General features: G+C 50.2%; 28 protein-coding genes, 2 tRNA genes and 1 pseudogene. 17 read left to right on the top strand and 14 right to left on the bottom strand.

What is annotated here, in order from left to right; genetic code table 11:
* Positions 1–10: 10 nt before the first annotated feature.
* The gene (locus tag BMZ51_RS23765; RefSeq protein WP_083398022.1) at positions 11–148 is read left to right on the top strand and encodes an integrase core domain-containing protein; all 138 of its coding nucleotides are present in this window, start codon (positions 11–13) and stop codon (positions 146–148) included.
* A gap of 156 nt (positions 149–304) precedes the next feature.
* Here BMZ51_RS23765 and BMZ51_RS13725 read toward each other — a convergent pair whose 3' ends face one another.
* From BMZ51_RS13725 to BMZ51_RS13710, 4 genes are all read right to left on the bottom strand, one after another.
* Positions 305–748, bottom strand: coding sequence for a GNAT family N-acetyltransferase (locus tag BMZ51_RS13725; RefSeq protein ID WP_068002297.1), 444 nt, complete (start codon positions 746–748; stop codon positions 305–307).
* A gap of 123 nt (positions 749–871) precedes the next feature.
* Positions 872–2,074 carry an MFS transporter gene (locus tag BMZ51_RS13720; RefSeq protein WP_208979466.1) on the bottom strand — a complete coding sequence of 401 codons (1,203 nt, stop codon included), beginning with the start codon at positions 2,072–2,074 and terminating at the stop codon, positions 872–874.
* A gap of 227 nt (positions 2,075–2,301) precedes the next feature.
* A complete protein-coding gene (ilvC, locus tag BMZ51_RS13715; protein WP_068002293.1) occupies positions 2,302–3,321 on the bottom strand; it encodes a ketol-acid reductoisomerase in 1,020 nt (339 codons plus the stop codon).
* 53 nt (positions 3,322–3,374) lie between these two features.
* Positions 3,375–4,004: a TetR/AcrR family transcriptional regulator gene (locus BMZ51_RS13710; RefSeq protein WP_068002291.1), complete on the bottom strand. Its 630-nt coding sequence runs from the start codon at positions 4,002–4,004 to the stop codon at positions 3,375–3,377.
* A gap of 427 nt (positions 4,005–4,431) precedes the next feature.
* On the opposite strand from BMZ51_RS13710, the gene BMZ51_RS24505 reads away from it, so the two are divergent.
* Entirely contained in the window at positions 4,432–5,964 is a 1,533-nt protein-coding gene (locus BMZ51_RS24505; protein ID WP_244271357.1) for a triacylglycerol lipase, read from the top strand.
* Positions 5,965–6,728: 764 nt separating this feature from the next.
* Here BMZ51_RS24505 and BMZ51_RS13695 read toward each other — a convergent pair.
* The 3 genes from BMZ51_RS13695 to BMZ51_RS13685 all read right to left on the bottom strand — a co-directional run bounded on the left by BMZ51_RS13695 (position 6,729) and on the right by BMZ51_RS13685 (position 9,968).
* Positions 6,729–7,478, bottom strand: a complete 750-nt coding sequence (locus BMZ51_RS13695) for a pyridoxine 5'-phosphate synthase (RefSeq protein WP_068002284.1) — start codon at positions 7,476–7,478, stop codon at positions 6,729–6,731.
* A gap of 104 nt (positions 7,479–7,582) precedes the next feature.
* Positions 7,583–8,176 carry an acetolactate synthase small subunit gene (gene ilvN, locus BMZ51_RS13690; RefSeq protein ID WP_068002282.1) on the bottom strand — a complete coding sequence of 198 codons (594 nt, stop codon included), beginning with the start codon at positions 8,174–8,176 and terminating at the stop codon, positions 7,583–7,585.
* 19 nt (positions 8,177–8,195) lie between these two features.
* Positions 8,196–9,968 carry an acetolactate synthase 3 large subunit gene (locus tag BMZ51_RS13685; RefSeq protein WP_068002839.1) on the bottom strand — a complete coding sequence of 591 codons (1,773 nt, stop codon included), beginning with the start codon at positions 9,966–9,968 and terminating at the stop codon, positions 8,196–8,198.
* An 857-nt stretch (positions 9,969–10,825) separates the two neighbouring features.
* On the opposite strand from BMZ51_RS13685, the gene BMZ51_RS13680 reads away from it, so the two are divergent.
* The 14 genes from BMZ51_RS13680 (at position 10,826) to trhO (ending at position 17,927) form a co-directional block, all read left to right on the top strand.
* A tRNA-Lys gene (locus tag BMZ51_RS13680) sits at positions 10,826–10,901 on the top strand.
* Positions 10,902–10,917: 16 nt separating this feature from the next.
* A tRNA-Lys gene (locus BMZ51_RS13675) sits at positions 10,918–10,993 on the top strand.
* A gap of 78 nt (positions 10,994–11,071) precedes the next feature.
* Positions 11,072–11,623, top strand: coding sequence for an AAA family ATPase (locus tag BMZ51_RS13670; RefSeq protein WP_068002279.1), 552 nt, complete (start codon positions 11,072–11,074; stop codon positions 11,621–11,623).
* Between the two features lie 451 nt (positions 11,624–12,074).
* The gene (locus BMZ51_RS13665) at positions 12,075–12,656 is read left to right on the top strand and encodes an RNA polymerase sigma factor (RefSeq protein WP_068002276.1); all 582 of its coding nucleotides are present in this window, start codon (positions 12,075–12,077) and stop codon (positions 12,654–12,656) included.
* A 77-nt stretch (positions 12,657–12,733) separates the two neighbouring features.
* Complete coding sequence (locus tag BMZ51_RS13660; RefSeq protein WP_054663306.1) at positions 12,734–12,994, top strand: RebB family R body protein; 261 nt, start codon at positions 12,734–12,736, stop codon at positions 12,992–12,994.
* A 14-nt stretch (positions 12,995–13,008) separates the two neighbouring features.
* On the top strand, positions 13,009–13,728 hold the full coding sequence (locus tag BMZ51_RS13655; RefSeq protein ID WP_208979465.1) for a hypothetical protein: 720 nt from the start codon (positions 13,009–13,011) through the stop codon (positions 13,726–13,728).
* Between the two features lie 18 nt (positions 13,729–13,746).
* Positions 13,747–13,923, top strand: coding sequence for a hypothetical protein (locus BMZ51_RS24105; protein ID WP_175485028.1), 177 nt, complete (start codon positions 13,747–13,749; stop codon positions 13,921–13,923).
* A 30-nt stretch (positions 13,924–13,953) separates the two neighbouring features.
* Positions 13,954–14,364 carry a hypothetical protein gene (locus BMZ51_RS13650; RefSeq protein WP_068002273.1) on the top strand — a complete coding sequence of 137 codons (411 nt, stop codon included), beginning with the start codon at positions 13,954–13,956 and terminating at the stop codon, positions 14,362–14,364.
* A 23-nt stretch (positions 14,365–14,387) separates the two neighbouring features.
* Positions 14,388–15,038 (top strand): hypothetical protein, encoded by a 651-nt coding sequence (locus BMZ51_RS13645; RefSeq protein ID WP_068002269.1) that lies wholly within the window; start codon positions 14,388–14,390, stop codon positions 15,036–15,038.
* A 118-nt stretch (positions 15,039–15,156) separates the two neighbouring features.
* Positions 15,157–15,498, top strand: coding sequence for a RebB family R body protein (locus BMZ51_RS13640; protein WP_068002265.1), 342 nt, complete (start codon positions 15,157–15,159; stop codon positions 15,496–15,498).
* Positions 15,499–15,699: 201 nt separating this feature from the next.
* Entirely contained in the window at positions 15,700–15,996 is a 297-nt protein-coding gene (locus BMZ51_RS13635; protein WP_068002833.1) for a RebB family R body protein, read from the top strand.
* 159 nt (positions 15,997–16,155) lie between these two features.
* Positions 16,156–16,476, top strand: coding sequence for a RebB family R body protein (locus tag BMZ51_RS13630; protein WP_008547907.1), 321 nt, complete (start codon positions 16,156–16,158; stop codon positions 16,474–16,476).
* 136 nt (positions 16,477–16,612) lie between these two features.
* Positions 16,613–16,939 (top strand): RebB family R body protein, encoded by a 327-nt coding sequence (locus BMZ51_RS13625; protein WP_068002261.1) that lies wholly within the window; start codon positions 16,613–16,615, stop codon positions 16,937–16,939.
* A gap of 169 nt (positions 16,940–17,108) precedes the next feature.
* Positions 17,109–17,927: an oxygen-dependent tRNA uridine(34) hydroxylase TrhO gene (gene trhO / locus BMZ51_RS13620; RefSeq protein WP_068002258.1), complete on the top strand. Its 819-nt coding sequence runs from the start codon at positions 17,109–17,111 to the stop codon at positions 17,925–17,927.
* 235 nt (positions 17,928–18,162) lie between these two features.
* Here trhO and BMZ51_RS13615 read toward each other — a convergent pair whose 3' ends face one another.
* On the bottom strand, positions 18,163–19,038 hold the full coding sequence (locus BMZ51_RS13615; protein WP_068002255.1) for an SMP-30/gluconolactonase/LRE family protein: 876 nt from the start codon (positions 19,036–19,038) through the stop codon (positions 18,163–18,165).
* Positions 19,039–19,164: 126 nt separating this feature from the next.
* Entirely contained in the window at positions 19,165–19,632 is a 468-nt protein-coding gene (locus BMZ51_RS13610) for an Lrp/AsnC family transcriptional regulator (protein ID WP_068002251.1), read from the bottom strand.
* A 156-nt stretch (positions 19,633–19,788) separates the two neighbouring features.
* Here BMZ51_RS13610 and ald point away from each other — a divergent pair, with 156 nt between their 5' ends.
* Positions 19,789–20,922, top strand: coding sequence for an alanine dehydrogenase (gene ald, locus BMZ51_RS13605; RefSeq protein ID WP_068002248.1), 1,134 nt, complete (start codon positions 19,789–19,791; stop codon positions 20,920–20,922).
* A 70-nt stretch (positions 20,923–20,992) separates the two neighbouring features.
* Here the strand turns inward: ald and BMZ51_RS13600 are convergent, their stop codons facing one another.
* From BMZ51_RS13600 to BMZ51_RS24740, 5 genes and pseudogenes are all read right to left on the bottom strand, one after another.
* Positions 20,993–21,256, bottom strand: coding sequence for a glycine zipper domain-containing protein (locus BMZ51_RS13600; protein WP_068002246.1), 264 nt, complete (start codon positions 21,254–21,256; stop codon positions 20,993–20,995).
* Positions 21,257–21,451: 195 nt separating this feature from the next.
* On the bottom strand, positions 21,452–21,724 hold the full coding sequence (locus BMZ51_RS13595; protein ID WP_068002243.1) for a glycine zipper domain-containing protein: 273 nt from the start codon (positions 21,722–21,724) through the stop codon (positions 21,452–21,454).
* Positions 21,725–21,835: 111 nt separating this feature from the next.
* Positions 21,836–23,479: a glucose-6-phosphate isomerase gene (gene pgi / locus BMZ51_RS13590; protein ID WP_068002831.1), complete on the bottom strand. Its 1,644-nt coding sequence runs from the start codon at positions 23,477–23,479 to the stop codon at positions 21,836–21,838.
* A gap of 126 nt (positions 23,480–23,605) precedes the next feature.
* The gene (eda, locus tag BMZ51_RS13585) at positions 23,606–24,247 is read right to left on the bottom strand and encodes a bifunctional 4-hydroxy-2-oxoglutarate aldolase/2-dehydro-3-deoxy-phosphogluconate aldolase (protein ID WP_068002240.1); all 642 of its coding nucleotides are present in this window, start codon (positions 24,245–24,247) and stop codon (positions 23,606–23,608) included.
* 207 nt (positions 24,248–24,454) lie between these two features.
* Positions 24,455–24,637 (bottom strand): annotated as a pseudogene (locus BMZ51_RS24740) (hypothetical protein); the annotation flags it as partial.
* Positions 24,638–24,725: the final 88 nt, after the last annotated feature.

Below are 24,725 nucleotides of genomic sequence, written 5' to 3'. Positions count from 1 at the left end.
CTATGCCAATGTGCCAGAGGCGCGACAATCCATTGGGCAATACATCACCTTTTATAACCTGAAGCGCCCACATTCATCACTTGACTGGAATACCCAGGATCAGGCTTACTGCAACCACCCGCAGCACATAAATCAAGCTGCTGCGTAATCGGAGCGAAACCACTTATAAAACGTGCTCACCTGTCCAAACAAACGGGACCACCTCTGTTTACGCGTGGTCTGTGTTGGGTAAACTGCTTCAAGCGTTCGTTCTTTTTTGTTTCTCTAGTCAGAAAGGTTTCTTAAAATAGGCTGCGATGCCTTATCAAAGAGCAGTTTCGTAGATGGATCGGTTTAGTCGTTCCATCATGATTTCGGGTACTGAAAGTGGCGTGAAACCGAATTTTTTGTAAAGCTCGTGTGCGTCTGCGGTCGCAAGCGAAAATCGTCTTAGGCCTTGCAGGTCTGAATGGCTTAGAATTTCTTGGATGAGATGCTTTGAGAGGCCTTGGCCGCGCTGGCTTTCAGCTACAAAAACATCGGCAAGATACGCAAAAGTGGCTTTATCGGTGATCACACGGGCGAATGCGACTTGATCGCCATTTGGTAGATATGCGCCAAAACAAATTGAATTTTCAACCGAGCGATCAAAGACCTCCCGCGGCAAACCTTTGCTCCAGTATGCCTCTTGTGAGAGGTATTGAAATACCTTGTCTAATTGCATTTTGCTTGTGTCGGTGCTGATTTGTACTTCTAATGCCGTAGACATTTTTCCATTCCAATTTTATTGAAAACTCACGCTTATTGCGTGAGCCAGCGAACGAGGCCGCGTTTCTTGTAAATGTACTTACGGGTGGATTCAAGGTGCGGGAAACGTGCTGCACAGATCGGCTTAGGTTGCTGCCATTTTCTGGGAGGCGGGGGGTTTGATGATCAAAAGGACCGAGGTTGCAAGCAGCGCAAGAATGAGACTTGAGAGTATCGTATTTTGGAAACTGGTGTAGGACGCTATGACACCAGTCAGGATGTTACCGGCAAGTCCGCCAGTGAACACGGCGTTAATGAAGTATGAGGTGGCGACGCCAGGTTTGTGAAGCGCGTAGTTTTGAATGAAAGTAATGCCGATGCTGGCGCAAATTCCGTAGTACATGCCTTCGATAATGCATAATAAAAGCACCTGGCCGACGGACGTGGCGCTGGTGATTGTTGCAAAGAACAGCAGTGCGCCCAAGCTGGACAGAACCATCATATTTCGCTCACCAAGCCGTGCTGTTGGCTTGGCGGCAAAATAGATGATGAGCACCTCGGAAAGACACTTCACGCCAAAGGCCCAACCGGGGGTGGAAGGTGGTAATGCCAGCTCGCTGAGCAGGAAGACAGGACCAGCGGACATGAAGATTGAGTTGGCGGCTGAAAGCGCAAAAACTGGAATGCAAGCAATCAGGAGCATCGCTGGGACTGCGTCGCTTTCTCCTGCTTTGGCTAGTTGCCTCTTAATGTGAGTTTTGAGTGCTGCGGGAATGAACAAAAGGCAGAGCGTTAGCCAAATAAGGGCAGAGACAAAAGCTGAAGAGTGGATTTCGAAAAAGCTGAATGAACTGTACAACAGGAACGCAGCGGGAGGCCCAAAGACCCAGCCGAGCGACAGGCATAAACGCATGTGGAGGTTGAATGTGCTGGGGTTGCGCCCTGTTTGCTCTGCAAATAAGCGCCCGGTTGAATACATCGTTGAGAGTGCGCCGGTGCCTATTCCCAGCAGTGGGATGCCAAAAACGATGAGCGTGAATAATGAGGGCACGGCCATCTGGATCAATGCGTGGGCTGTGAACGCGCAAATATTGATGAGCAGTAAGGACTTTACCGGCCTACCGTTATCAATCAAGCCACCGAAGATGCGGTTGGTGAACAGTGAGACTAATGAAAACCCACCAAATACCAGCGCAAGGTTCCAGGCAGGTTGCTGCATCTCCTCTATGATGTAGGTACTGAGAAGAGGGATGACGAACGCGATCGAAAAAGCACCAAAGAACATGATTGCGAAGAAATAAATCGGGTGCTTATCCAGCCTCTGTAGTTCACTGCTAACGCTCGTCAAGTAAAACTCCACGCCCAGATCTGGAATGAAGGCCACTGGGCTACTTACATTATAAATATGTAAATTACCCTATGCTCATCTCGTGTAAAGTGAGCATTTTTAAGCACAAAAAAACCCAGCACAGGGCTGGGTTTTCTTTAGGTCACCATGATCTCGAGTCTCTTGAAGACTGTTGATCGATAATGATCTGCTCTTTGATGAACTGAATTCAAGCAGTTCTCTCAGTGTTAGTTTTTGGTTTTGTCGACAAGTGCGCCAGACTTGATCCATGGCATCATGTCACGCAGCTTTGAGCCGATTTCTTCGATTGGGTGCTCATCGTTCAGGCGGCGTGTTGCTTTGAACTTTGCGCCACCTGCGCGGTATTCTTGCATCCACTCAGAAGTGAAGGTGCCGTTCTGGATCTCATTAAGAACGCGCTTCATTTCAGCTTTGGTCTCAGAAGTCACGATACGCGGACCAGTCTGGTACTCACCCCACTCTGCAGTGTTGGAAATGGAGTAGTTCATGTTCGCGATACCGCCTTCGTAGATCAGGTCTACGATCAGTTTCACTTCATGCAGACACTCAAAGTACGCCATTTCAGGAGCGTAACCAGCTTCTGTCAGGGTCTCAAAACCAGCGCGGATCAGTTCAACCAAACCGCCACACAGAACAGCCTGTTCACCGAAGAGGTCGGTTTCACACTCTTCGCGGAATGTGGTTTCGATGATACCGGAGCGACCGCCACCAACGCCGGACGCGTAAGCCAGACCAAGGTCTTTAGCGTTACCGGTTGCGTCCTGATGAACAGCGATCAAGCATGGTACGCCGCCACCTTTCTGGTATTCGCCGCGTACGGTGTGGCCTGGGCCTTTTGGTGCAACCATCAAAACGTCGATGGTGGACTTAGGCTCAATCAGGCCGAAGTGAACGTTGAGGCCGTGTGCAAATGCAATTGCAGCACCATCGCGGATGTTGTCTGCGATTTCGTCTTTCCAGATGTCTGACTGCAGCTCATCAGGCGTTGCCATCATCATCAGGTCAGCTTCTTTGGCTGCTTCAGCAACAGTCTTACAGGTGAAGCCGTCAGCTTCTGCTTTCAAACGTGTTGTTGAACCTTCACGCAGAGCGATAACGATACCAGTTACGCCGCTGTCTTTCAGGTTCATTGCGTGTGCACGGCCCTGTGAACCGTAGCCGATGATCGCAACTTTTTTAGCTTTGATCAGGTTCAAATCTGCATCGCGGTCGTAATATACGCGCATGGTACTTTCCCTTATTTCCCAACGTGCCATCCCAGAGCACATATGGTTTGTTTCTACTTATTAGCCCCGTAGAGCTGTATGAACTGTTTGACGGCGTTCTTTGCCGCCAACTCCAAGTCTTGTACCGATGCTTTTTTGCTTGCGCCCAAAAGCATGCGGATGTGCTGATCGCGAACGACCAGCCCGTAAAGTGTGCTGTAGGCTTCCTGCGGGTCTTCGCAGTTCAGGTAGCCTTGGGTACAACCTCGTTCCAATAGAGCTGTGGTTTGTCGGCCAATGCGGGCGCGGCCACTTTTTTCAAGGACGGCGCCTAAACCTGTTTCAGCTTTACTGGCTTGCCCGATGGCAAGTCTGTTTAAGGCCAAAGAGACATCGCCGGAGATCGTTTCCAGCAAGTTCTTGGCAAATACTTCTAGTGCGGCACGAAGTTCGGCTTCGCTCATGTCTGCTGCTTGATCCGCGCCTGGAATAACCTTTGAGGCCTGACGGGTTACGATTGCAGCAAGCAGACCGTCCCGATCTCCAAACCACTTGTAAAGGCTCTCTTTTGAGCATCCCGCCGCCCTGGCGATAGCTGCTGTTGTCAGCGCTTTTTCGCCGCCTTCCACGAGCAGCTCCAAGGCCTTATCCAGAACCGCACGCTGGCGATCTGTAAAGTCTTGTTGGTCTGGCTCAGTGAACATGGCGGTCTATGAATTCCTGCGATCTGTTTTATAATTTTTGCGTACCGTACGGTACGGTTCGGTTATGCCTCAGAATCAGAACGGATGCAACAGAAAAGTGAGCGTGAATGAGGAGGTGAGGCAACAAAAACACGTGCCGCTAAGTGAGTTTGGGGTGTGGGGTGGCGGTAGGCAAAGGTCGGCTGCAGGTCGCGTTCGATCATTGCATGAATAAGAAACGGTAAACTCTCTTCAGCGTGCGAAGGGTAGAAAGAAGTATGATTGAATTGTTATTCAATCGACTAGAAATATTAATATATTATCTGATTCTTAGGGTGGTTTCTGAGTAATGATGCCAAGTAAATAGGAAAAACATAGTACTGTTATTGGTTATTGCGGCGGATGTATTTTTATTTCAGGAATAAGATCTTTGCACTTTGGAGGGGCTATGTCTTTATTTGAGTATAAGGGAAGTGAAGCTGTTGAACTTGTTTCAGATGCTTTGGATTTGATGCTTTACAGCTATCACGGATTGGATGATGCGCTCGGGAGCGCTTATCAAGAGAACGGGTTTTCGTTGGCCACACTTGTTGGTGCAATGTGGGGAACAGAGGATGCTGAGGGCTTGCTCAACGGTGAAAGCGAGCAAGCAGCGCGTGACAAGATTGAGGAGAAGGGCTGGACAGTGCTCACTGCCGACGATCTTGGCTATGAGGAAGCGCAGGTCGATCACAACGGCACGTTTCAGGGTGAGACGTTTGAATTTAAAGATGCTCAGGCAGATGTGCTTGCCAAATACGACGAGGAGGGCAACATCACGCAGGTTGCGTTAGCCTTTCGCGGCACAACAGGCACGCTTGATAACATCATCTCTGACTCGATCGGTGATGTGATCGATTACCTTGAGTTCTTTCAGGATGAACCTCACTACGTGGAAGAAGCGTTTGGCGGGCTCTTATCTGCGCTTAAAGACTTCATGATTGCTCATGGTCTGGAAGGGAATGACCTTATTGTTACTGGTCACTCACTGGGTGGTGGTGCTGTTGCTAATATGGCAGAGCGCAGCAATGCGTGGCTGGATGGCTTTTTTGTAGACGCCAACTATCTTGCATTTGCGAGCCACTATACTCCAGAGGATGGTGCGTCGGTGCTTGATAGCGGGGCCGAGCTGTTGAGTTTTGATCTGGAGAACGACCCAGTGCCTTCGGTCATTTCTTCTGATGGCTTGGATGTGACAGGCAATGATACTGATTATGGGTATGACACCAGCAATATCGTCATTTTCAATGATTGGTACGATACGATCCTGTATCAAGATGGTGGTGGGATTTTGAACCTGCCGAGCTGGTCCGCTCATCTGCCCTTCAATTACAGCACTGCTTTTAATGTTATCAGCGCGTCCTCGTTTTATGGCGAAATGACCAGAGACAGTCTGGTGGTTATCTCTGGTCTGTCTGATCAAAAACGGGATGATACATGGGTTGAAGATCTCCCTATTTTTCTCGATCCAACAGGACATTATGGGCAATCCGCTTATATTCTGGGTTCGGAGAAGGATGATCTTTTACGCGGCAACTCAGGTGATGACGGATTGGAAGGCTTCGCCGGGAATGACCATTTGCGCGGAGAAGATGGCAACGACCGTTTGCTGGGCGGTGCAGGGGATGACATTTTAGAGGGAGGTGATGGTGACGATGTGCTTCACGATGGGCAAGGAGCTGACTTTCTCATCGGGGGAGATGGAGCCGACACCTTCTGCTTTGTAGATGATGGTCAACTCGACGTAATTGACGATTTTGACGTTGGGGAGGATGTTATCGACCTTTCGGCTGCGGGGGTTACATCCTTTGCAGAGCTGGAAATTGACGCAAGCATTTTGGGAGGCTGGGTTTCCATTTCCTATGGCGATGATGTGCTGGACGTGGATACTGCATGGTTGTTTACTCGCAACTTAAGCGAAAGCGATTTCATCTTCGCTTAAACCGGCTCAGAGGCGCGTGACTGATGCTTTTAGTTGGCGCGCCTTCTGTTCCAAATTGTCTTTTGGGGGGCATTGAAATCGTTTTTATTTAACTCAGGATTGTAGCTGCTAAATGCGTAATCTTATTTTCTGTTTCGGTGGAGTAATTCAACATAATAACTGATGATTACCTCAGGCAAAAAACAAAGGAAGAGAAATGTATGAGCAACAAGTGAGATGATCCTGCCGAAATTCCTTATCAGCCACTTGATTGATGTTAAGATGCCAGATTTACGTTTGGGGGTAAGTGTTGCACCGTGGTTCTCACTCTTTGCAGTCTTTTCAAAGCTATCTCTGCCATTGATGTTAGGTGGCCTGCTACGATTGCCCATCAAAGTCTCCCGCTTTTTTGCATAACCAACTTGGTGTTGAAGAAATAAACCGCAATTAGAAGTTGTTATTTAAGTTAGTGTATGCGCATTTGTATTTCAAGTGTAATACAAAGCTTGATTTTTGTGTTTGCGCGCCTCCAGTTCGATCTCGTTAGGCGAAATCGCTAGTATGCCATGAGCGAAGGCTAACTATACGTATGTGGATACGACTAAGGATGTGCCAAGGAACGAAATCATTGGCTAGGCTGGCAGTAACCACATGAAAGCGGATCGTTTCTTTGCGTTTTGGTGCAAGTTTTTGTGTGATCGGGTGATACAAAATACCTGCTGCAAGAGGTGTTTATGCTTGCAGCAGGTTTGATTTTTGCATCATCTACCAGAAAGGTGAGTGTATCAGATCTCTGCGAGTGCTTTGCGGAAGCGGCGGACACTTTCTGCAAAACCGTAGATGAGAGCGTCTGCTGTAAAGCCGTGGCCGATTGAGACCTCGGAGATGTAGGGTACGCGCTCAATCAGTGCTGGCAGGTTCTCGACAGTAAGATCATGGCCTGCATTGACCAGAAGGCCAGCAGCCTTTGCAGCTTGTGCTGTTGCAACGACCTTTTCCAGCTCGTGTTTTTCAGCTTCTTTGTCAGAGTAGCACGCCCCATAAGGGCCGGTGTAGATTTCGATACGCTCTGCGCCTGCTTCCGCGGCAAGTGCTGGCTGGGTCGGGTCTGGGTCAACAAACAAAGATGTACGGATGTCCCATGACTTTGCTTTGGCAATTACCTCTTTAAGGAGGTCCATGTGAGCTGCGAAATCCCAGCCATGATCGGAGGTTTGCTGAGATGGGTCATCGGGAACGAACAAGACTTGTGTTGGGCGCACCTTTTCAATCAGGTCCATGAAGCGCTGGTCTGGGTAACCTTCAAGGCAGAGTTCTTTGCCCTGTTGCTCGGTTTTCAGCATTTGGGAAAGGTCCAGCACGTCGGAGTGGCGAATATGGCGCTCATCCGGGCGCGGATGAATGGTGATGCCCTTGGCTCCTGCATTCAGAGCTAAAGCGGACAAATGCGTGACGCTTGGCCACGGAAGGTCGCGGCGATTACGCAGCACGGCGACAGCGTTTACGTTGACGGACAGGCGACTTGGCGTCTTCATGGGGCAGCTCGTATTGAAGTTATGGTTTTAAAATACAACGGCGTCTTTGCAGACTTGCAAAAGACGCCGCTGAATAGCAATAGGACAAAACTGTCCACCAACCATTAAATTTCGTCGTGCAGATCCTTTAGCGCCTGACCACCACGTGCCAGCGCTGCAACTCCTGTGCGGGATACTTCTACAAGACCCAGCGGAGAAAGGATTTCGATGAACTGGTCGATCTTGTTTGTTCGGCCAGTGATCTCGAACACGAAGTGTTCAACGGTTGCATCAATGACAGTTGCCTTGAATGCATCTGATAAGCGCAGCGCTTCCAGACGTTTCTCACCTTCACCACGAACTTTGATCAGCGCAAGTTCGCGTTCCAGTGGCTTTTCCTGGCTTGTATGCTTTGCAGCGACGGTGAGGTCGCGCACAATATGCACTGGGACAAGGCGGTCTAGCTGGTGGCGGATCTGTTCGATCACCTGCGGCGTGCCCGTGGTGACGATGGTGATGCGGGAAACGTGCTTTTCATGCTCGGTCTCAGATACGCTGAGGCTGTCGATATTGTAGCCACGGCCTGAGAACAGGCCGATCACGCGGGCAAGAACACCTGGTTCGTTGTCAACGATGATGGATAGCGTATGTGTTTCTTGGACATCGCTGGTCTCGGCTAGGAAATAAGCCGATAGAGCGTCTGTTTTCTGTGCGTTCATAATGTATCTCCCAGCCTACCTATACCAATGACTTGCCAGCGGTGTCGATGGCGTTTGCAACAGCTTCATCAGTTGCTTCATCTGGCAACAACATTTCGTTGTGGGCTTTGCCTGACGGGATCATTGGGAAGCAGTTGGTCAGCTGAGCAACGCGACAGTCAAACAGAACCGGGCCTGGTGCTTCTATCATTTCCTGAATAGCATCATCCAGTTCAGCCGGTTTTGTAACGCGAATACCCTTGCCTCCATACGCCTCTGCCAGTTTTACAAAGTCTGGCAGGCTATCAGTGTAGGAGTGAGACAAGCGGTTTCCATGCAGTAGCTGCTGCCACTGGCGCACCATGCCCATGTAGGAATTGTTCAAGATGAACGTTTTAGGTGCCAGACCGTGCTGCACTGCGGTCGACATTTCCTGAATGTTCATCAAGATAGACGCATCGCCTGCAACGTTAATGCATAGAGCGTCTGGATGAGCGACCTGAGCGCCAATTGCTGCTGGCAGGCCATAGCCCATGGTGCCGAAGCCGCCTGAGGTCAGCCAATGGTTTGGAGATTCAAAACCAAGGTACTGTGCCGCCCACATCTGATGCTGCCCAACCTCGGTGGAGATGTAAACATCCTTGCGGCCTTTGATGGCAGCGTTCAAACGCTGCAGCGCATATTGAGGCATGATGACGTCGTTATTTTCGCTGTAGGACAGGCAATCACGAGCACGCCATTTGGAGATCTGGGTTTGCCATCCCTTCAGTTCAGGCTGAGAGCGGAAACTGGAAGCGCGCCAGATGCGGACCATATCTTCCAGTACATGCGCAACATCGCCAACGATAGGCAGGTCTACATGAACGATCTTGTTGATTGAAGAAGGGTCGATGTCCACGTGGATTTTGGTTGAGTTCGGCGAGAATTTATCCAGCCGGCCTGTGATGCGGTCATCAAAGCGTGCGCCGATACAGATCATCAGATCACAATCGTGCATTGCCATGTTGGCTTCATAGGTTCCATGCATGCCAAGCATTCCCAGCCACTGTTCGCCAGAGGCAGGGTAGGCGCCCAAGCCCATGAGGGTGGAGGTGAGCGGGAAACCTGTCAGGTCAACCAGTTCGCGCAGGAGCTGGCTGGCAGCTGGGCCAGAGTTTACAACTCCACCGCCGGTGTAAAACACAGGGCGCTTGGCCTTGGACATCAACTCTACAGCAGCGCGGATGGCCGTCATTTCGCCCTTCAATTGCGGGCGGTAGCTTTTATGGGCGCTTGGGTTGGTTTGTGCCTTTTCATAGGTGCCTGTTGCGAACTGAACATCCTTGGGAATGTCCACAACAACAGGGCCTGGACGGCCAGAGGTCGCAACATAGAAGGCTTCGTGCAGGACGCGTGGCAAGTCCTTCACATCCTTTACCAACCAGTTGTGCTTGGTGCAGGGGCGGGTGATGCCCACTGTATCACATTCCTGAAATGCATCTGAGCCAACAAGGTTGGTTGGAACCTGACCCGTGATACAGACCATCGGAATGGAATCCAGCATCGCATCTGTAAGTGCGGTCACCATATTGGTTGCACCTGGACCTGATGTCACAAGAGCGACACCGGCTTTGCCTGTCGATCTTGCATAGCCTTCTGCAGCATGGCCTGCGCCTTGCTCGTGACGGACGAGGATATGCTGGATGTCATCCTGCTGGATCAGTTCATCGTATATAGGCAGAACTGCGCCGCCCGGATATCCGAATACATGCTCCACCCCATTGTCCCTCAGCGCTTGAAGAACCATTTCAGCGCCTGTCATCTCCCGTTGCATCATCAAGTCCTTGTTGCCTGTATCTGCCCGTTACGCTCGATTGAAGGGTGTGCGATCAATCTTGCTGTTTGTTTTGCAAAGATGCCTGATTAAAGTTCTTTGCGAATTAGCCATAAAAAAAGGAGCCGTTTGGCTCCATGTGCGCGTCTAACCGTTCCGAGTGACCTTACTCACTCCGGCGACGCGCTTCCCACCACGATTAGAAGAATAGAAGTATACATACTGGTATTGGAAGCCGCTGGGCTTCGCTCTCCTTTGAGATGTTCAAACCGTGTGGTCGTTCACCATGCCGCCCTATTGGAAGGCTTAGATAAACTCTGAATTTCGGGGGAGAGATTAGGCTTAGTTATAGAGAAAGGTCAAGTGTCTATGCTCAATGTTGCGCCGCAATGACCTCTCGTTTTCTTGAGTTATCTGCAACAGTCGCAATGCTTTTGTAAAGTTGCGCTGCGTGAGCGCTTACCCGCCTTGTTTGTATTGCATTTTGGCAGGCTTCTTTTAAGCTCCCAGAAAACCCGCAGAAATGTGCGGCTTTGAACTATCCTGTTGTGGGCGGGCGTAAAGTGACAAGCGCCTAGATGCATGAAGGAGATAGGGGTAGCGTATCGGAATATGATATCTCACGAAGGAGGGCACATTGGACTAATTGATAGGAGGCACAGTGCACGACTTTTCTGTGTCTTACTGGTGATTGCATCCTCTGATTGTGCTGGAAAGGGGAAACTTCGTAGATTTTCGGAGGTAAGTCTGGGATAAGTTTACTTTACACAAGACATTTTTGAAAACTCACTGCTCAGGCCTTGCGCTCTTGCAAAAGGCTATATATACACCCGCCATCGCTTCGGCGGGATACGTTTGGGTGTATAGCTCAGTTGGTAGAGCAGCTGACTCTTAATCAGCCGGTCTAGGGTTCGAATCCCTATGCACCCACCAAGCGTCTCGTTTTAGTGAGCCCGTAGCTCAGCTGGTAGAGCAACTGACTTTTAATCAGTAGGTCCACGGTTCGAACCCGTGCGGGCTCACCATTTTCTCCTTGAAAATTGGTGTTCATATCTAAGAGTAGCCCTTATGCTCGCTTAGGATATGTATTTGTGAGAGGCGTTATGCCGATCTACGTCATTACTGGTGCGTCTGGCGCTGGAAAATCTACCTTATTGAAACACTTGGGAAATCTTGGCTTTCGATGCCAGGATGAGATCGGTCGTCAGCTTATAAAGGACGAGCTGCACTCTGGCGGTTCTGCGCGCCCTGACATGGACCCAACTGCTTTTCGTGATAAGCTATTTGCGCGATCTATTGAAGCTTTTGATGCTGTTGACGCGGATGTATCTGTGCCGGTGTTTTTTGACCGTAGTTTCATTGAGGCTATAGCGTATAGCCGTATCATTGGTGCTCCGGTTTGTGACAGGATGAAAGAAGAGGCGCGCTCGCGTCGATTTTCGCCTTATGTGTTTGTGTGTGCTCCCTGGCCTGAGATTTTCACAGGTGATGATGAGCGCCAGCACGATTTTCTATTTGCACAACAAGACTATGAGGCAAACATCTGGGCTTACAAAGCCTATGGCTATTCGCTTGTCGAAGTGCCACAGAGCGATGTTGCAGCCCGCGTAAAATTTGTGGCTGAGTATGTGTCTCGGCATGAAGGCGAAGCCTAGAAGATTCGTTTTAGTGTCACAAAAGGCGCGCTGGGGTGTCAACATAAGGCAGATCTGCGAGGCATCATGAGAATATCCTTAGCGGATTTCCGGGTTGTATCGGGTTGTAAAATACACCTTATAGGTTGTTAACAGGCATTCCTCTTGTTTCCGGTTGTGTTGCATATATGCAGATTAATTCATAGGCAACTTGTAAGGTGTTGAATTTAAATGTCTTATTCTTATGTACATTGACGCGCCTGCTTTTAGTTGTATTTTTATTTACTACAACCCATAAGATTGCGTTGGTTTTCGCTCCCAAAGAATATCCGTATCTTAATCCTCATTGAAGCGGGATAATTCTCAGTAAAGCAAGATTATTATTGATGGCATTCCATGTTGGATTGTCTAAATGATAGGTCATGAAAATATCTGAGATTCAATATTACCGTAATACATTGAGGTGTGGCGGATGTATTGTAAGAATACTCAGTTTGAACATCTTGATGGGCGTCATGATCTGACGCCTGTTTGGAAATATTGGAATGAGAATAGAAGAAAAATATTTGGTCGAGCATTTCATCTTACAAGTGGAGATATGGATGCCGCAGAAGAGTTAATGTCTGCAACCATCATAAAGGTTGCGTCACATTTTGAGCAGCGCCCTTTGAATATGCGTGAGCCAATCGCGTTCTTTATGTATGCGCTTAAAAACGAGTTCATCAGCCAATATCGAAAAAAGAGATATGAGTATCGATTTCGTGATGGTGAGAAAGATGTTTATGATGAACACCTTGCCCCCGCTGAGGTACAATCCGCACCCCAAGAAGTTTTGCTTGCTCAAAAAGAAGAGTTGATGCTGATCGGTCAGACGCTGGAGAAGCTCCCGGTTATCTATCAGCAGATTTTTTCCATGAAGTTTGTAGAGGATCGCAGTTATAGCGAGATCTCCGAGGAGCTGAACATCTCTCAGGCATTGGCGCGCAAACGGGTCCAGTTTTTGCGCGAGAAGTTAAGAAATGCCCGCTCTAGAAAGCGTGGGCGGCTTGCGTGAGCAAGTTGTATGTTCACAGGAGAGTGTGAGGCGCGTCTCTCCGAATAGTTAATGACTTAGACTGTGAGGGTAAGAGCATGGCGGAAGATACTGTAAATGCACAGGTGACGGATGCCGTTACCCAGACCAATGTCAAGGTGGTGGGGGAGGCGCCGTCTCAGGCAATCGCCAATCTCTATCAAGTGGTTAGCAATGCGACCGGGTTGTCAGTTCAAAACGCAACCCATGCCCAACAGTCCATGAATCAGATTTCGACCGCAGTGGTTTCCAAGGGTGTCCAGCTCATTATGGAAATTGGCCCAACCTCTGGAGCGGAGTCTAAACCTTCAGGTGGTTAATTTGAGGGAATTTGATGGCTAAGGAGAGAGGTGAGAGTTCAACTTCTCAAGAGTACGAGACTGCGGTTATGCGTCGTAAGCGCATGATCTCTCTACTCCATGGACCTTTGGGTGATCGTAGTTTGCGTTCTTCAACTCACTCAAGGGCTGAGGCACCTGTACCACAGGGTGCTCGGCAATCCTCTCCAACGATCAAAATGTCCTCACAGGCGGACGCAGCAGCCGTCAACACAGCAAGTGAGAGCAACAGTCAATCCGGAGCGCAGCAAACCATGGTGAAGGACAGTGAAAAGGGATCGGCTGGCGATGCGGGGCATCAGAACGCTCAGGGCTTTGGGGCGACCGGTACGCGCTCGCAAGCGGGTTCTAGCGCGGGCGCGGAGGAACAAACCGCTGGTCCGACCTATCCGTCATTGCCAAGTGCAGCGCCTGCAACTCCAGCTTTGAATGACCAGATCACTCAAGCGGTACAGTTTACAAATTTCCAGAACTATCAGGGCCTGGAAACCATGATTTCCATTCCTGACAGCGTGATGACCAAGCAGTCGAGTGGACATGCCTCGCAAGACGCAGAGACCTATATGAACGGTGTGATGCAGATCTCTATGGCAGCCCAGGCGATTGTTGCTGCAAAGATAGCGCAGGACCCTGCACTTGCTGCAACACCGGCGCTGACTGAACTTAATGAAATGGTGACCAATGCGATTGCTGCCTTTCAGGATGTAAGCGGCTGATCACGGGGAGGCGATAAAATGAGCTCTCGTTTTGCACGACGCACGTATGGCGCTGAACCTCCTTGCAAGCCTGAGCCAGACCACTGCGACTTAAAGGAGGATGATCAGCTACCGGGATTGGTTCAAGAGATTTCAAAGTTGTTACAGCGTGACTACATTTTGCTTGCCACTTTTCTTCGGGCTCTGACGCGTTAGCAGATCCCCTGTTAGCTCAAAAGGTGAAACATGGAACGGGACGTTACATATATTCGAGAGGAATTGGAGGAGGTGATCCTCAATCAGTTGCGCCGCTGGGAAGGGGTTATCGAGCAGGATGAGCCGCTCACACTTTCAAGTTCTGGCGTGGATGGTTTGCCGGGGCTTCTTTGCCACTTGAGTCTGGCGCGGGATGCGCTGGTGAAAGCTGAAGGGGTGTTGGTTGGTGATCAGGATTTTAGCGAAGCGGATGTGATTTTAGGGTTTCGTGATACCCGCCTTGAAGACGATGTTGAGCGGCACATGGATCGCGATCTTGATGACAGGGTCCTACAAGATGGTGTGGAGGAGCAGATCCTTGCACGGTTCACGTCAACTGGTGACATCGAGCTTAACGAGTGTGGTGAGGAGAGCGAGCGGCATAGTGATTATGACAGGTAACCCTGAATTTGAGGAGCGAGGCGATGAGTACAGCCGCAAACGGGCAGCAAGGGCCAGCAGATGCACCTGGCGCGAAGAAAGTGACAAATACGCCAGGTCCAGAGCTCAATTCTGCGCTTGACGATGCCGTGTTGCAACTCACCAAGGTGAAGGAGAACGTGGATCAGGCAGCAAGTGAGTTTGCGCAGCTGCGTCAGGGAATTCCCAATTACAACGAGGTGGTGGCGGACATACGTCAGCAACAGGCGCAAATCAATCGGGCTTGTGAAGATGCAACGTCGTCAGCTCAGACGATCGTGTCTGACGTTGAGCAGGCGGCTTCTAAGCTTTGCGACTCTATTGATGAAGAAATCAACACGATCAAGAGCGTGATTGGTACCGGGGAGGAAGCTGTAGAGGTCGCTGCGCCGCAAGTTCCTCCGGTGCAACCACCACCTCAACTGGCGCCGGGGCAAGGTGTACCGGTCGCAGGTGGCGCGATGCCTGTTGCGGGCCATCCAGTTAACCCAAATCCGGCAAATCAGGAAGTGATGGCGGCTCAGGTTGCTGAAGCCTTGAGGGACTATTTGAAAAAGGAAATCAACTCGGAGATATCCAAGCAGATTGCCCCGTTAAACGACAAGCTTTCGGAAGTTTTGATTGGGTATCTGCAACAGAGATCTCGCGACAGGTAAAGGAGTTGTGAACCAATCCTTACCAGAGGTAAACAGCATTAGGAAAAAGTTCACAAATGGAAAGAGGCAGCGTCAATAGTCTGTAAATGGCAATAATAACAAGCATATTGGAGAAAAAATGCCAAAGACTATTGAGAAACAATCTGGCGTTTCAAACAACGCTGGTGATGAAGCCTTTGATGCGAACCCTGTTGAAGTTCTAGGTGTCGCGCCTGCATTTGCGATGGCGCTTACCTATTTGAGTGCAGCGCAATCGACTGGAATTTTGTTTGAAAATGCTGTGGCGAACGCACAGCGTCAGAATATCATCGCGCAATCTGCGTTGAACCAGGGAATTTTGCATATGTTTTCGGTCGGGTCCATGGCGGCGGCTAATAGCACCTCGCATATGGATTCACAGGACGGCGAGCAGGTGAATGAGAGTTTACTCTCATCGCTACGTCGGTACTTTTCGAATTAAACGACGTTTTTGAAGCTGCTTAAATACTTCTATGAATTTGAAATAATTGAAAGTTTATCTCTGGTCAGCGCGTTATCTGCGTTTGATCAGAGGTAAAGCAGGGCTGCGTTTTGCCGAATTGCGCTCAAGTTCGGTTGAATTGGTGGGAGTGAATATATGGCGGACCTTTTGGGCATTGGCCCCGAAATTCCAGAGAGTGGTATGGTAACTGATGCTGTAACGCAAACCAATGTGATGGTGATTGGGGAAGCACCAGCAATGGCAATGGGGCACATTTATAGCTCTCTTGCACATTCGACTGGCCTTCTCTTTCAAAACTCAGTCGCATTGGCCTCTCAATCGACAGCGCTTTCTCAAGCGACAACCAATCAGGGCATCTTACAAATCTACAGTGCAAACACGATGGCCGGGGCATCGGCTACTCAGAAAATTTCTGGAATCGGAACACCTGATCAACTGAATGCGCTGCTGACTACCTTGCGTAGTCTCAATCAATAACCGGAACTTTCGAGCTTCGCTTTCTGGTGGATGTACCGAAGCGATGAGAATGGTTCTGATGCATCCTTAATTTGTAGTAGCGCGTACTCCCTTGGAGCCAGTTCGAGGAAAAGCAGAACCGGATTTTTGACCAGAACTGTATGAAAGAGGATTATTAGAATGCCAACTACTGTTAGCCCTATGATCACTGACGCTGTTACTCAATCCAACGTAAAGGTCGTTGGAGAAGCTCCTGCTATGGCGATGGGCAGTGTCTATCAGACTATGGCTCATTCCACCGGAATTCTCTTTGAGAACTATGTTTCTGCCGCACAGCAGCAGAACATTCTTTCTCAAGCTGCAGCTAACCAGGGAGTTATGCAGATTTACTCCATGGATACGATGGCTGGTGCTGGTGCTACCGAAAAAGTTGCTCAGAGCGGGACGCCAGATCAGCTGAATACGCTGCTTACTATTCTGCGTGTCTTTAACCCAACCTAACACGTTCTGACGTCGCTGCTGGGCGGCGTCTTCAAGGGTTATATCAAAATGGTGTCCGGTTGGTTTGCAGTTGGGCGCTCACGCGGTTTTCTGTGAAGCCACCGGACACGAGTTCTCTCTTTTATTTTGAAGGATGATGACTATGCCAGATACGGTTAGTCCAATGATCACCGATGCGGTGACCCAAACTAATGTGAAGGTGGTTGCTGAAGCGCCCGCCATCGCTATGGGGTCGCTTTTCCAAACTATGGCACATTCGACCGGAATTCTCTTTGAGAATAACGTGTCTGCGGCTCAGCAGCAGAATACGCTGGCGCAGGCTGCGACCAATCAGGGGGTCATGCAGATTTACTCCATGGATACAATGGCCGCTGCTGGTGCTACCGAAAAAGTTGCTCAAAGCGGTACGCCAGATCAGATGCAATCCTTACTTGCGATCCTGGAGGCGTTCCGTCCGCGGTAGTTGTATTCCTGCCAGACGTCTTGAGTTTAATTCGTATTCGGAGTGTTTGCCTAAGAACCTTCCCCGCCCTTGTGGGGGAGGTTTTGTTTCGATGTACATGTCTCTTTTGCTGACAGACTGCGCTTAAATGAGTATAGGTGTATCTGCTAATAATGCCAAAAGGCTGAGAATGACATCTACGCTAACCCCCATTTTGGTCTGCGCACTCTATAAGTTTGTAGAGTTTGCGGACTACGAAGATATGCGTGAACCCCTGCTTGCGTTTTGCAAGGAGCGAGGCATACGCGGTAGTCTGCTGATCGCTCGTGAGGGCATCAACGGAACAATCTCTGGTGAAGAACAACAGATGCGGGAAGTGATCGCTTACCTGCGCAATGACCCTCGTTTCAGTGACATCACAGTCAAGGAAAGCTGGGCGAAACAAGTTCCGTTCAAACGCATGAAAGTTCGTTTGAAGAGCGCGATTGTGAACATGGGTATGAACGAGATCGACCCCAATGATCTTGTTGGCACCTATGTGAAGCCAGAGGACTGGAATGCACTCATCGCTGATCCGGACACTGTGGTCATCGATACCCGAAATGACTACGAGTTTGCATTGGGCACATTTGAAGGTGCGCTTGACCCAGATACGGAAACCTTCAATGAGTTTCCTGACTGGGTGAAACGGAACGACAATTCTCTGCGCGCCAAGAAAAAGGTTGCGATGTTCTGTACGGGTGGCATTCGTTGTGAACGAGCAACGGGTTTGATGCTGGAGCAGGGCTATGATGAGGTCTACCACCTTGAGGGTGGTATCTTGAACTATCTTGAGAAGGTGTCGGAAAAGGAAAGTCTCTGGAAGGGCGAGTGCTTCGTCTTTGATGACCGCGTTTCCGTCGACCATAATCTGGATGCTGGTTGGGGCAAGAATTTGCCTGAAAAGACCAAGGCAGTTCTGGCGCCCTATCAGATTGATGACCGGCCTTCAAAGGAAACAGAGGGCTGATGTGATTGAGGGGTGGCTGTTACTGCCCCTTGCTTGCTTTGCGTATAATTTTGCGACGGCGGCGTGCGCTGTCTTCAGCGCGCGATCCCGCCCGTGTTCCTGCCTTTGGTGATCTGAGGGCGTATCGCAGACCTTGCCTGTTCGCGTTGCCCAACCCGTTTTGCGGGTCCTCTCGCTCAACACCGCATGGACGGCCATGCGGTGCTTTTGCTGTTTGTTTTTATGGGCGTGCCCGTTAGCCAAACCTGAACGTTGGTAGGCCTTTATGCTCTACGTCCATTGCGAAAAGCCCGCCTGACTTGGGCGCTTGCTTGAGGAGTTCAGGGTCCCCTCCAGGGCGCAGGCTTGCCACGACCAGTGTGTTGAGGTTGGGACCTGCAAAACACGGGATGGTTGGGCGTGGTACTGGCATTGCAATAGAGCGGATCAGTTGTCCATCTGGTGCAAAGCAGTTCAGGTTGCCAGCAGACACACCGGCTGACCAGTAGTTTGCGTCGGTGTCGGTGGTTGCGCCATCTGGCCGGCCCACAGTGTTATCGAGCTGAAGGAATGTTCTGCGATTGCTCACTGCACCGAAGTCACGGTCAAAATCGTAGGCAAAGACTTCACCGGATCCGGTATCAGAGTGATACATGATTTTGGTATCTGGTGACCAGGCCAGACCGTTGGAAGTTCTAATGTCGGTCGCGATCTTGGTTGTGGTGCCGTCCAAGGTAACACGGTAGAGGCTGCCAATTGGCGTTCGTGGGCTGATGTCGTCCATGGTGCCAACCCAGAAGGCGCCGTCTGGTCCAACTTTACCGTCATTGAGGCGGGTGCGTGGGTTGTCCGGCTCTATCTGGGCGAGGGTGTCGTACATTTTTGTAGCTGTATCGAACAGGATGATTTCATCCTTCATGGCCACGACCAAGCGTCCATCTTTGCAAATGCCAAAGGAGCCGACTACTTTTGGAAAGTCCCAGCTGGTGACTTCCTTTGTCACCCAATGCATTGCATGGATCTGCTTTTTGAGGATATCGCAAAAGAACAAATGGTTTGTAAGCTCATCCCAAATGAGACCCTCTGCCAGCTCGTAGCGTTCGTCCAGCAAGCAAGTGATAATCGGTGTCAATGTCGTGCTCCAAAGTTCAATCAGCCCAGGAGTGCTGCGGGCTATCTACAATTAAGCGTTGTTATAAAGCGGTTTGGGATGAGCGTCGAGTATTCATCTACGAAGCTGCGGGTTTCCTAACTAAGGCTAGCCTACCGAAATGGGTAAAGCGCTGCCTTGTTTGGTGGAGCGGATCGCAAACGAGGAGCGCATGCGTACAACACCAGGGAGGCGGGTCAGGTGGTCTCTATGAATGCGCTCAAAATCAACCGGGTCATCTGCCATGACGCGCAGGATATAATCTGCATCTCCACCCATAAGGTGACACTCCATGATCTCGGAGGATCGATTAACAGCCTTCTCGAATGTGGCCAGTGCTTCTTCAGATTGGGAGCCAAGTGAAATCTCGACAAAAACACTCATTCGTTTTCCGAGTTTCTTCGGGTTGAGAAGAGCGACATATTTCTCAATCACACCCTCGGCTTCCAAACTACGCACACGGCGCAGGCAGGCTGAGGCAGAAAGGCCGACTTGATCTGCCAGATCCGTATTGGAAATACGTCCATTGTCCTGCAAAGCGTAAAGGATCTTTTTATCAAGTTTGTCGAGTTTCATAGCTTTGCCGTTTTCGCAGATTATTGTGTCTCAATGATGAAAATTCGTAGAAGTTTGCTAAAATGTACCGATTAACGCGCACATTGCAAGCATCTGCCGCAGATATTTCAATAAGCTAAGAAGAAACACAGGTCCGAAGATAAGTGGGAGGAAAACATGCTTGTAGGTGTTCCTAAGGAAATAAAAAACCACGAATATCGCGTTGGTCTGACGCCAGACAGCGTGCGTGAAGTTGTGGCTCATGGTCATAACGTGGTTGTTGAGACCAATGCTGGTGTTGGTATTGGCGCAAGTGATGCTGACTACGTTAATGTTGGCGCAACGATCTTGCCGACTGCAGCTGATGTGTTTGCAAAAGCGGAAATGATCGTAAAGGTGAAAGAACCTCAGGCTGTTGAGCGTAAGATGCTCCGTCCTGACCATCTTCTGTTCACCTATTTGCACCTGGCTCCAGATCCAGAGCAGACTGCCGACCTTGTCGCATCGGGTGCAGTTTGCATTGCGTATGAAACCGTCAAGGACACAAAGGGTCGCCTTCCTTTGCTGGCGCCAATGTCTCAGGTTGCTGGACGTCTGTCCATTCAAGCTGGTGCAACTGCGCTTCAAAAAGCAAATGGCGGCGCCGGTGTTCTTCTGGGCGGCGTACCGGGTGTAGCTCCTGCCAAAACTGTAGTCATTGGCGGCGGCGTTGTTGGTGCTCACGCAATTGAAATGGCGATAGGCCTTGGCTCTGACGTGACCGTGCTGGACAGAAACGTGGACGTGCTTGATGCGCTGTCGGCTCGTTTTGGGTCGCGCCTGAAGACAGTATTCTCCAGCCGTGCCGCGCTTGAGAACGAAGTTCTAGCAGCCGATCTGGTTGTTGGTGCTGTTCTGGTTGCAGGTGCTGCAGCTCCGAAACTTGTGACCAAAGAACACATCAAGGCGATGAAGCCGGGCTCGGTTGTTGTTGATGTTGCGATTGATCAGGGCGGGTGTTTTGAAACCTCCCATGCAACAACCCATCAGGACCCAACCTACATCGTGGACGATGTGGTTCATTACTGCGTTGCTAACATGCCAGGCGCTGTGGCCCGCACCTCCACTTATGCCCTGAACAATGCAACCCTGCCTTACGTCCTTGCGCTGGCAGACAACGGTTATGCCGTAGCACTGCGCGACATTCCTGGGTTCCTGCCAGGCCTGAACGTCTACAAAGGTCAGGTTACTGTTGAAGAAGTAGCTGAAACACTTGGGTATGCTTACGTTGATCCGCAAGTGGCTTTGATGCAGGAAACAGAAGCAGCCTAAGCTTTTTAAAGCATGGGTTAAGAGATGAGAAGCGGGAGCCCCTTGGGCTCCCGTTTTGGTCTGTAAGCTGTCAGCAGCGGTAGTAATAAGGGTGCCCGTGTCTGTCATACCCGACGCACCGGCGCGGTGTTGTATAAATCCCGATCAATCCACCTGCTAAAGCGCCAATGCCTGCGCCTGCGAAGGCGGTGCCCACATTACCCGAGGCTGCACCAATGGCTGCACCCGTTGCTGCACCAAGACCGCCACCGACAAGGGCACGGTCTGTTCGATTATACTGACTGCACGCTCCAAGAGAGAGCAGCATTGCCGTGACCAGAATTGCTTTTTTCACGTTCTAACCTGTGCTTTGCTGGTTTGAAGCTTAAGGTAGAACGCGGGGGTTGCTGTACGGTGAATTGACAGGAGGAAACGACAAGGTGGTTAATCTCGTTTATCCGGGATATTAAAATTTGTCATTATCGCAAGAAAAAAGGCCCCGCGCTGGCAGGGCCTTTGGAACGGCTGAACCTGTTCTTTTTGTGTGGCTTTAAGGGCATTTGACCCGATATGGGCGACCATACTGGTCATATGCCGTACAGTTCTTAGGGGTTGTCACGTTACCGACAACACCACCTGCAACGCCGCCGATCGCTGCACCTGCTACTGCAGATCCAACATCACCGGTTGCTGCGCCGATCGCAGCGCCTGTTGCAGCACCTAGCCCTGCACCCACAAGAGTACGGTCAGTACTTGAGGATGTGTTACAGCCAGCCAAAGCAAGTAGGCTGATACATGCGCCTACGAGAGCAAGTTTTTTCATTTCCAGTCTCCTTTTGCTGCCAATCCATTTTGACCGGACCCCGATGCCTCCTGGCAGCTCGACTTGTGAAAGCGAACTAACAAAAAGAACATGGTTAAAGTTTGTTAAAATTTAGAGGCTCCTCGCCTTGATCAGGTATTTCAACAAACCTTGGGTCGAGCTGTCTTTGTTCTTTGCGGACTGACTGCCTTCAACCATTGGTAAAAGCTGAGTTGCGAGTTCCTTCCCAAGCTCAACTCCCCACTGGTCGTAGGAATTGATGTTCCAGATCGCTCCTTCAACAAATACGCGATGTTCATAGGACGCGATCAACCTACCCAGTGTGAATGGATCGAGACGATCATAGATCAGTGTCGTTGAAGGCCGGTTACCCGGGAACACCTTTTGTGGAGCTAGTTTGGCAATGTCTTCTTCAGACTTTCCGTCTGCTCGAAGTTTGTCTTCAACTTCCTGCAAGGATCGGCCTCTCAGGAGGGCCTCGCTTTGTGCCAGGCAGTTTGCCAGAAGGAGATTATGATGGTTTTGAAGGTCTTCTTCGTGGTTGTTGGCAGCCACTAGGAACTCACATGGAATAACGCTCGTGCCTTGATGGATGAGTTGGTAAAATGCGTGCTGACCGTTGGTACCGGGCTCCCCCCACACCACTGGGCCGGTCTGAGTTTCAACTGCGGCCCCATCTTTTGTCACCTGTTTGCCATTGGATTCCATGTCCAGCTGCTGCAGGTAGGCAGGGAAGCGGGCGAGGCGCTGGTCATAAGGCAGCACTGCGCGGGTGTCATAGCCCATCATGTTGCGATGCCATACGCCGATGAGGCCCATGAGAAATGGGATATTCTCTTCGATTGGAGCTGTGCAAAAGTGATTGTCCATGGCGTGGCCACCAGCCAGGAAATCTGAGAATGCATCAGGGCCAATTGCGATCATAAGAGGCAGGCCAATAGCCGACCATATGGAGTAACGGCCTCCAACCCAATCCCAGAACCCAAAAACGCGGTCTTGAGGAATACCAAAGGCCTCGACCTTGTCCAGTGCAGTGGATACAGCAGCAAAGTGATCGCCAACAGCATCTTCACCGCAGTGTTTGGCGATCCAACGACGCGCAGTGGCTGCATTGGTCATGGTTTCAATGGTGGTAAATGTTTTGCTGGCGATGATGAAGAGTGTTGTTTCCGGGTTCAGTGCTGCAAGCGTATCAGCAATATGAGCGCTATCAATGTTGGAGACGTAATGTAGGTTTGGGCCATCATGGTACGGCGCAAGAGCAAGGGTTGTCATTGCCGGGCCAAGGTCAGACCCGCCAATGCCGATGTTGACCACATCAGTAAACTTCTTGCCTGCTGAACCGGAGATTTCTGCAGAGCGGATGCCTTCTGCGAAATCACCCATGTTGACGAGCACTTCGTTTACATCTGGCATGACGTCATGGCCATCGACCATGACCGGGGCCTCTGACTGGTTGCGCAGTGCTGTATGAAGCACGGCGCGGTCTTCAGTCGTGTTGATGTGCTTCCCTGCAAACATAGCATCGCGTTTAGCTTCCACGTTCGCGGCGCGTGCAAGCTCGAACAGCAACTCAAGCGTCTCTGCAGTCAACTTGTTCTTTGAGAAATCGTAGAGCAAATCGTCTGCTGAGCGGGAGAACTTGTCAAAGCGGGAAGGGTCTGATGCGAAAAGATCGTTGATCTTTGATGAGCGAGTGGCGTGAGCATGATCTTCAAGGCGTTGAAGGATTGTTTTTAGATCTGCTGTTGGCATCAAGGCCTCCATGTTTTTAATAGTTTTTGACTGGCTGCGCGTGTTCTACCTTGCCAGCTCACCCGAGGCCTGTGATGTAAGTCTGCGGGCATAAAATTCAATGAGTTTAATCGTTGTGGTTTACGATTAAACGATCAAGGCAGCAGCTTCGCGGGCTCTTTGTTCAATGCCAACCCAATCTTCGGTTTCAATCGCCCTAGCGTCTGCAATCCATGAACCGCCTACACACAGAACGTTTGGCAAAGCGAGGAAATCATTTGCGTTGCCGATATGGATGCCACCGGTTGGGCAGAACTTTGCCGCCGCAAATGGGGAAGACAGACTTTTCAGCATCGGAGTGCCGCCTGCAGGGACTGCGGGAAAGAACTTGAGGCGCTCGTAACCGATCTCTAAGAGCTTCATCACTTCTGAGGGTGAGCTGGCACCAGGTAGCAATGGAACCTGCGTGAACTCTTCAGCTGCTGCTATCAGGTTATCGGTTGCACCCGGTGACACAACGAAGGTAGAGCCTGCTTTAACAGCGGCTTCGTATTGATGATGTGTAAGGACGGTGCCTGCACCTACCAGTGCACCTTCGACACTGTCTGAAATTGCTTTGATGCAGTCCAGTGCATTTGGAGTGCGCAGCGTGATTTCAATGCCTGGAATGCCGCCACGTATTAACGCTTGGGCCATTGCGACAGCTTTATGAGGATCATTGACAATGAGAACAGCAATCACGGGTGCTGCGGTCATGATTGCTTCGAGACGCTCGGTGTTTTGAGCCATTACACTTTCTCCCTCGTGCTGATTAAAGCATCAGTTGCCTGTAGTTTTATGAATTGCTCCGGTTTGAAAATTTAAGCTCTGTTATCGGCAGAGCTTATGTTCTCTTTGAAGCTTGTAAATAAGTCTCTTTCGTCCCCGCTCGGGTAACTTTGATGTTTGGCAGGTTTGCCTGTCCTTTGTGCAAGCCCTTTTCGCGAAACAAGCGTTTCAACACTCATGAACGGCGCCAAGGCGTAACAGGCCTCGGTCCCTTACCTTTACAACAAATGCCCCGTCTTTCGTTTCGGGCGTACCATGGATTGCAGGTGGAATCTTGCTGCATACCCCTGACAGTTGTCCGTCAGTTAAAAGTGCGACTTTATATCCTCGGTTCTGCACAGCGCTCACAGGCGCAGTGAGTTGGGCTAAAGATGCCGCTGGACGAGGCTATAAAAGGAATCCTTCGTATTTTTGAGATATCAATCGATTTAAATTTTAA

Origin of the sequence: Pseudovibrio axinellae (genome assembly GCF_900110875.1) — a bacterium.
GTDB classification, from domain to species: domain Bacteria; phylum Pseudomonadota; class Alphaproteobacteria; order Rhizobiales; family Stappiaceae; genus Pseudovibrio; species Pseudovibrio axinellae.
Note: the sequence above shows the minus strand (reverse complement) of the source record. Positions and strands in the feature narration are given on the sequence as shown.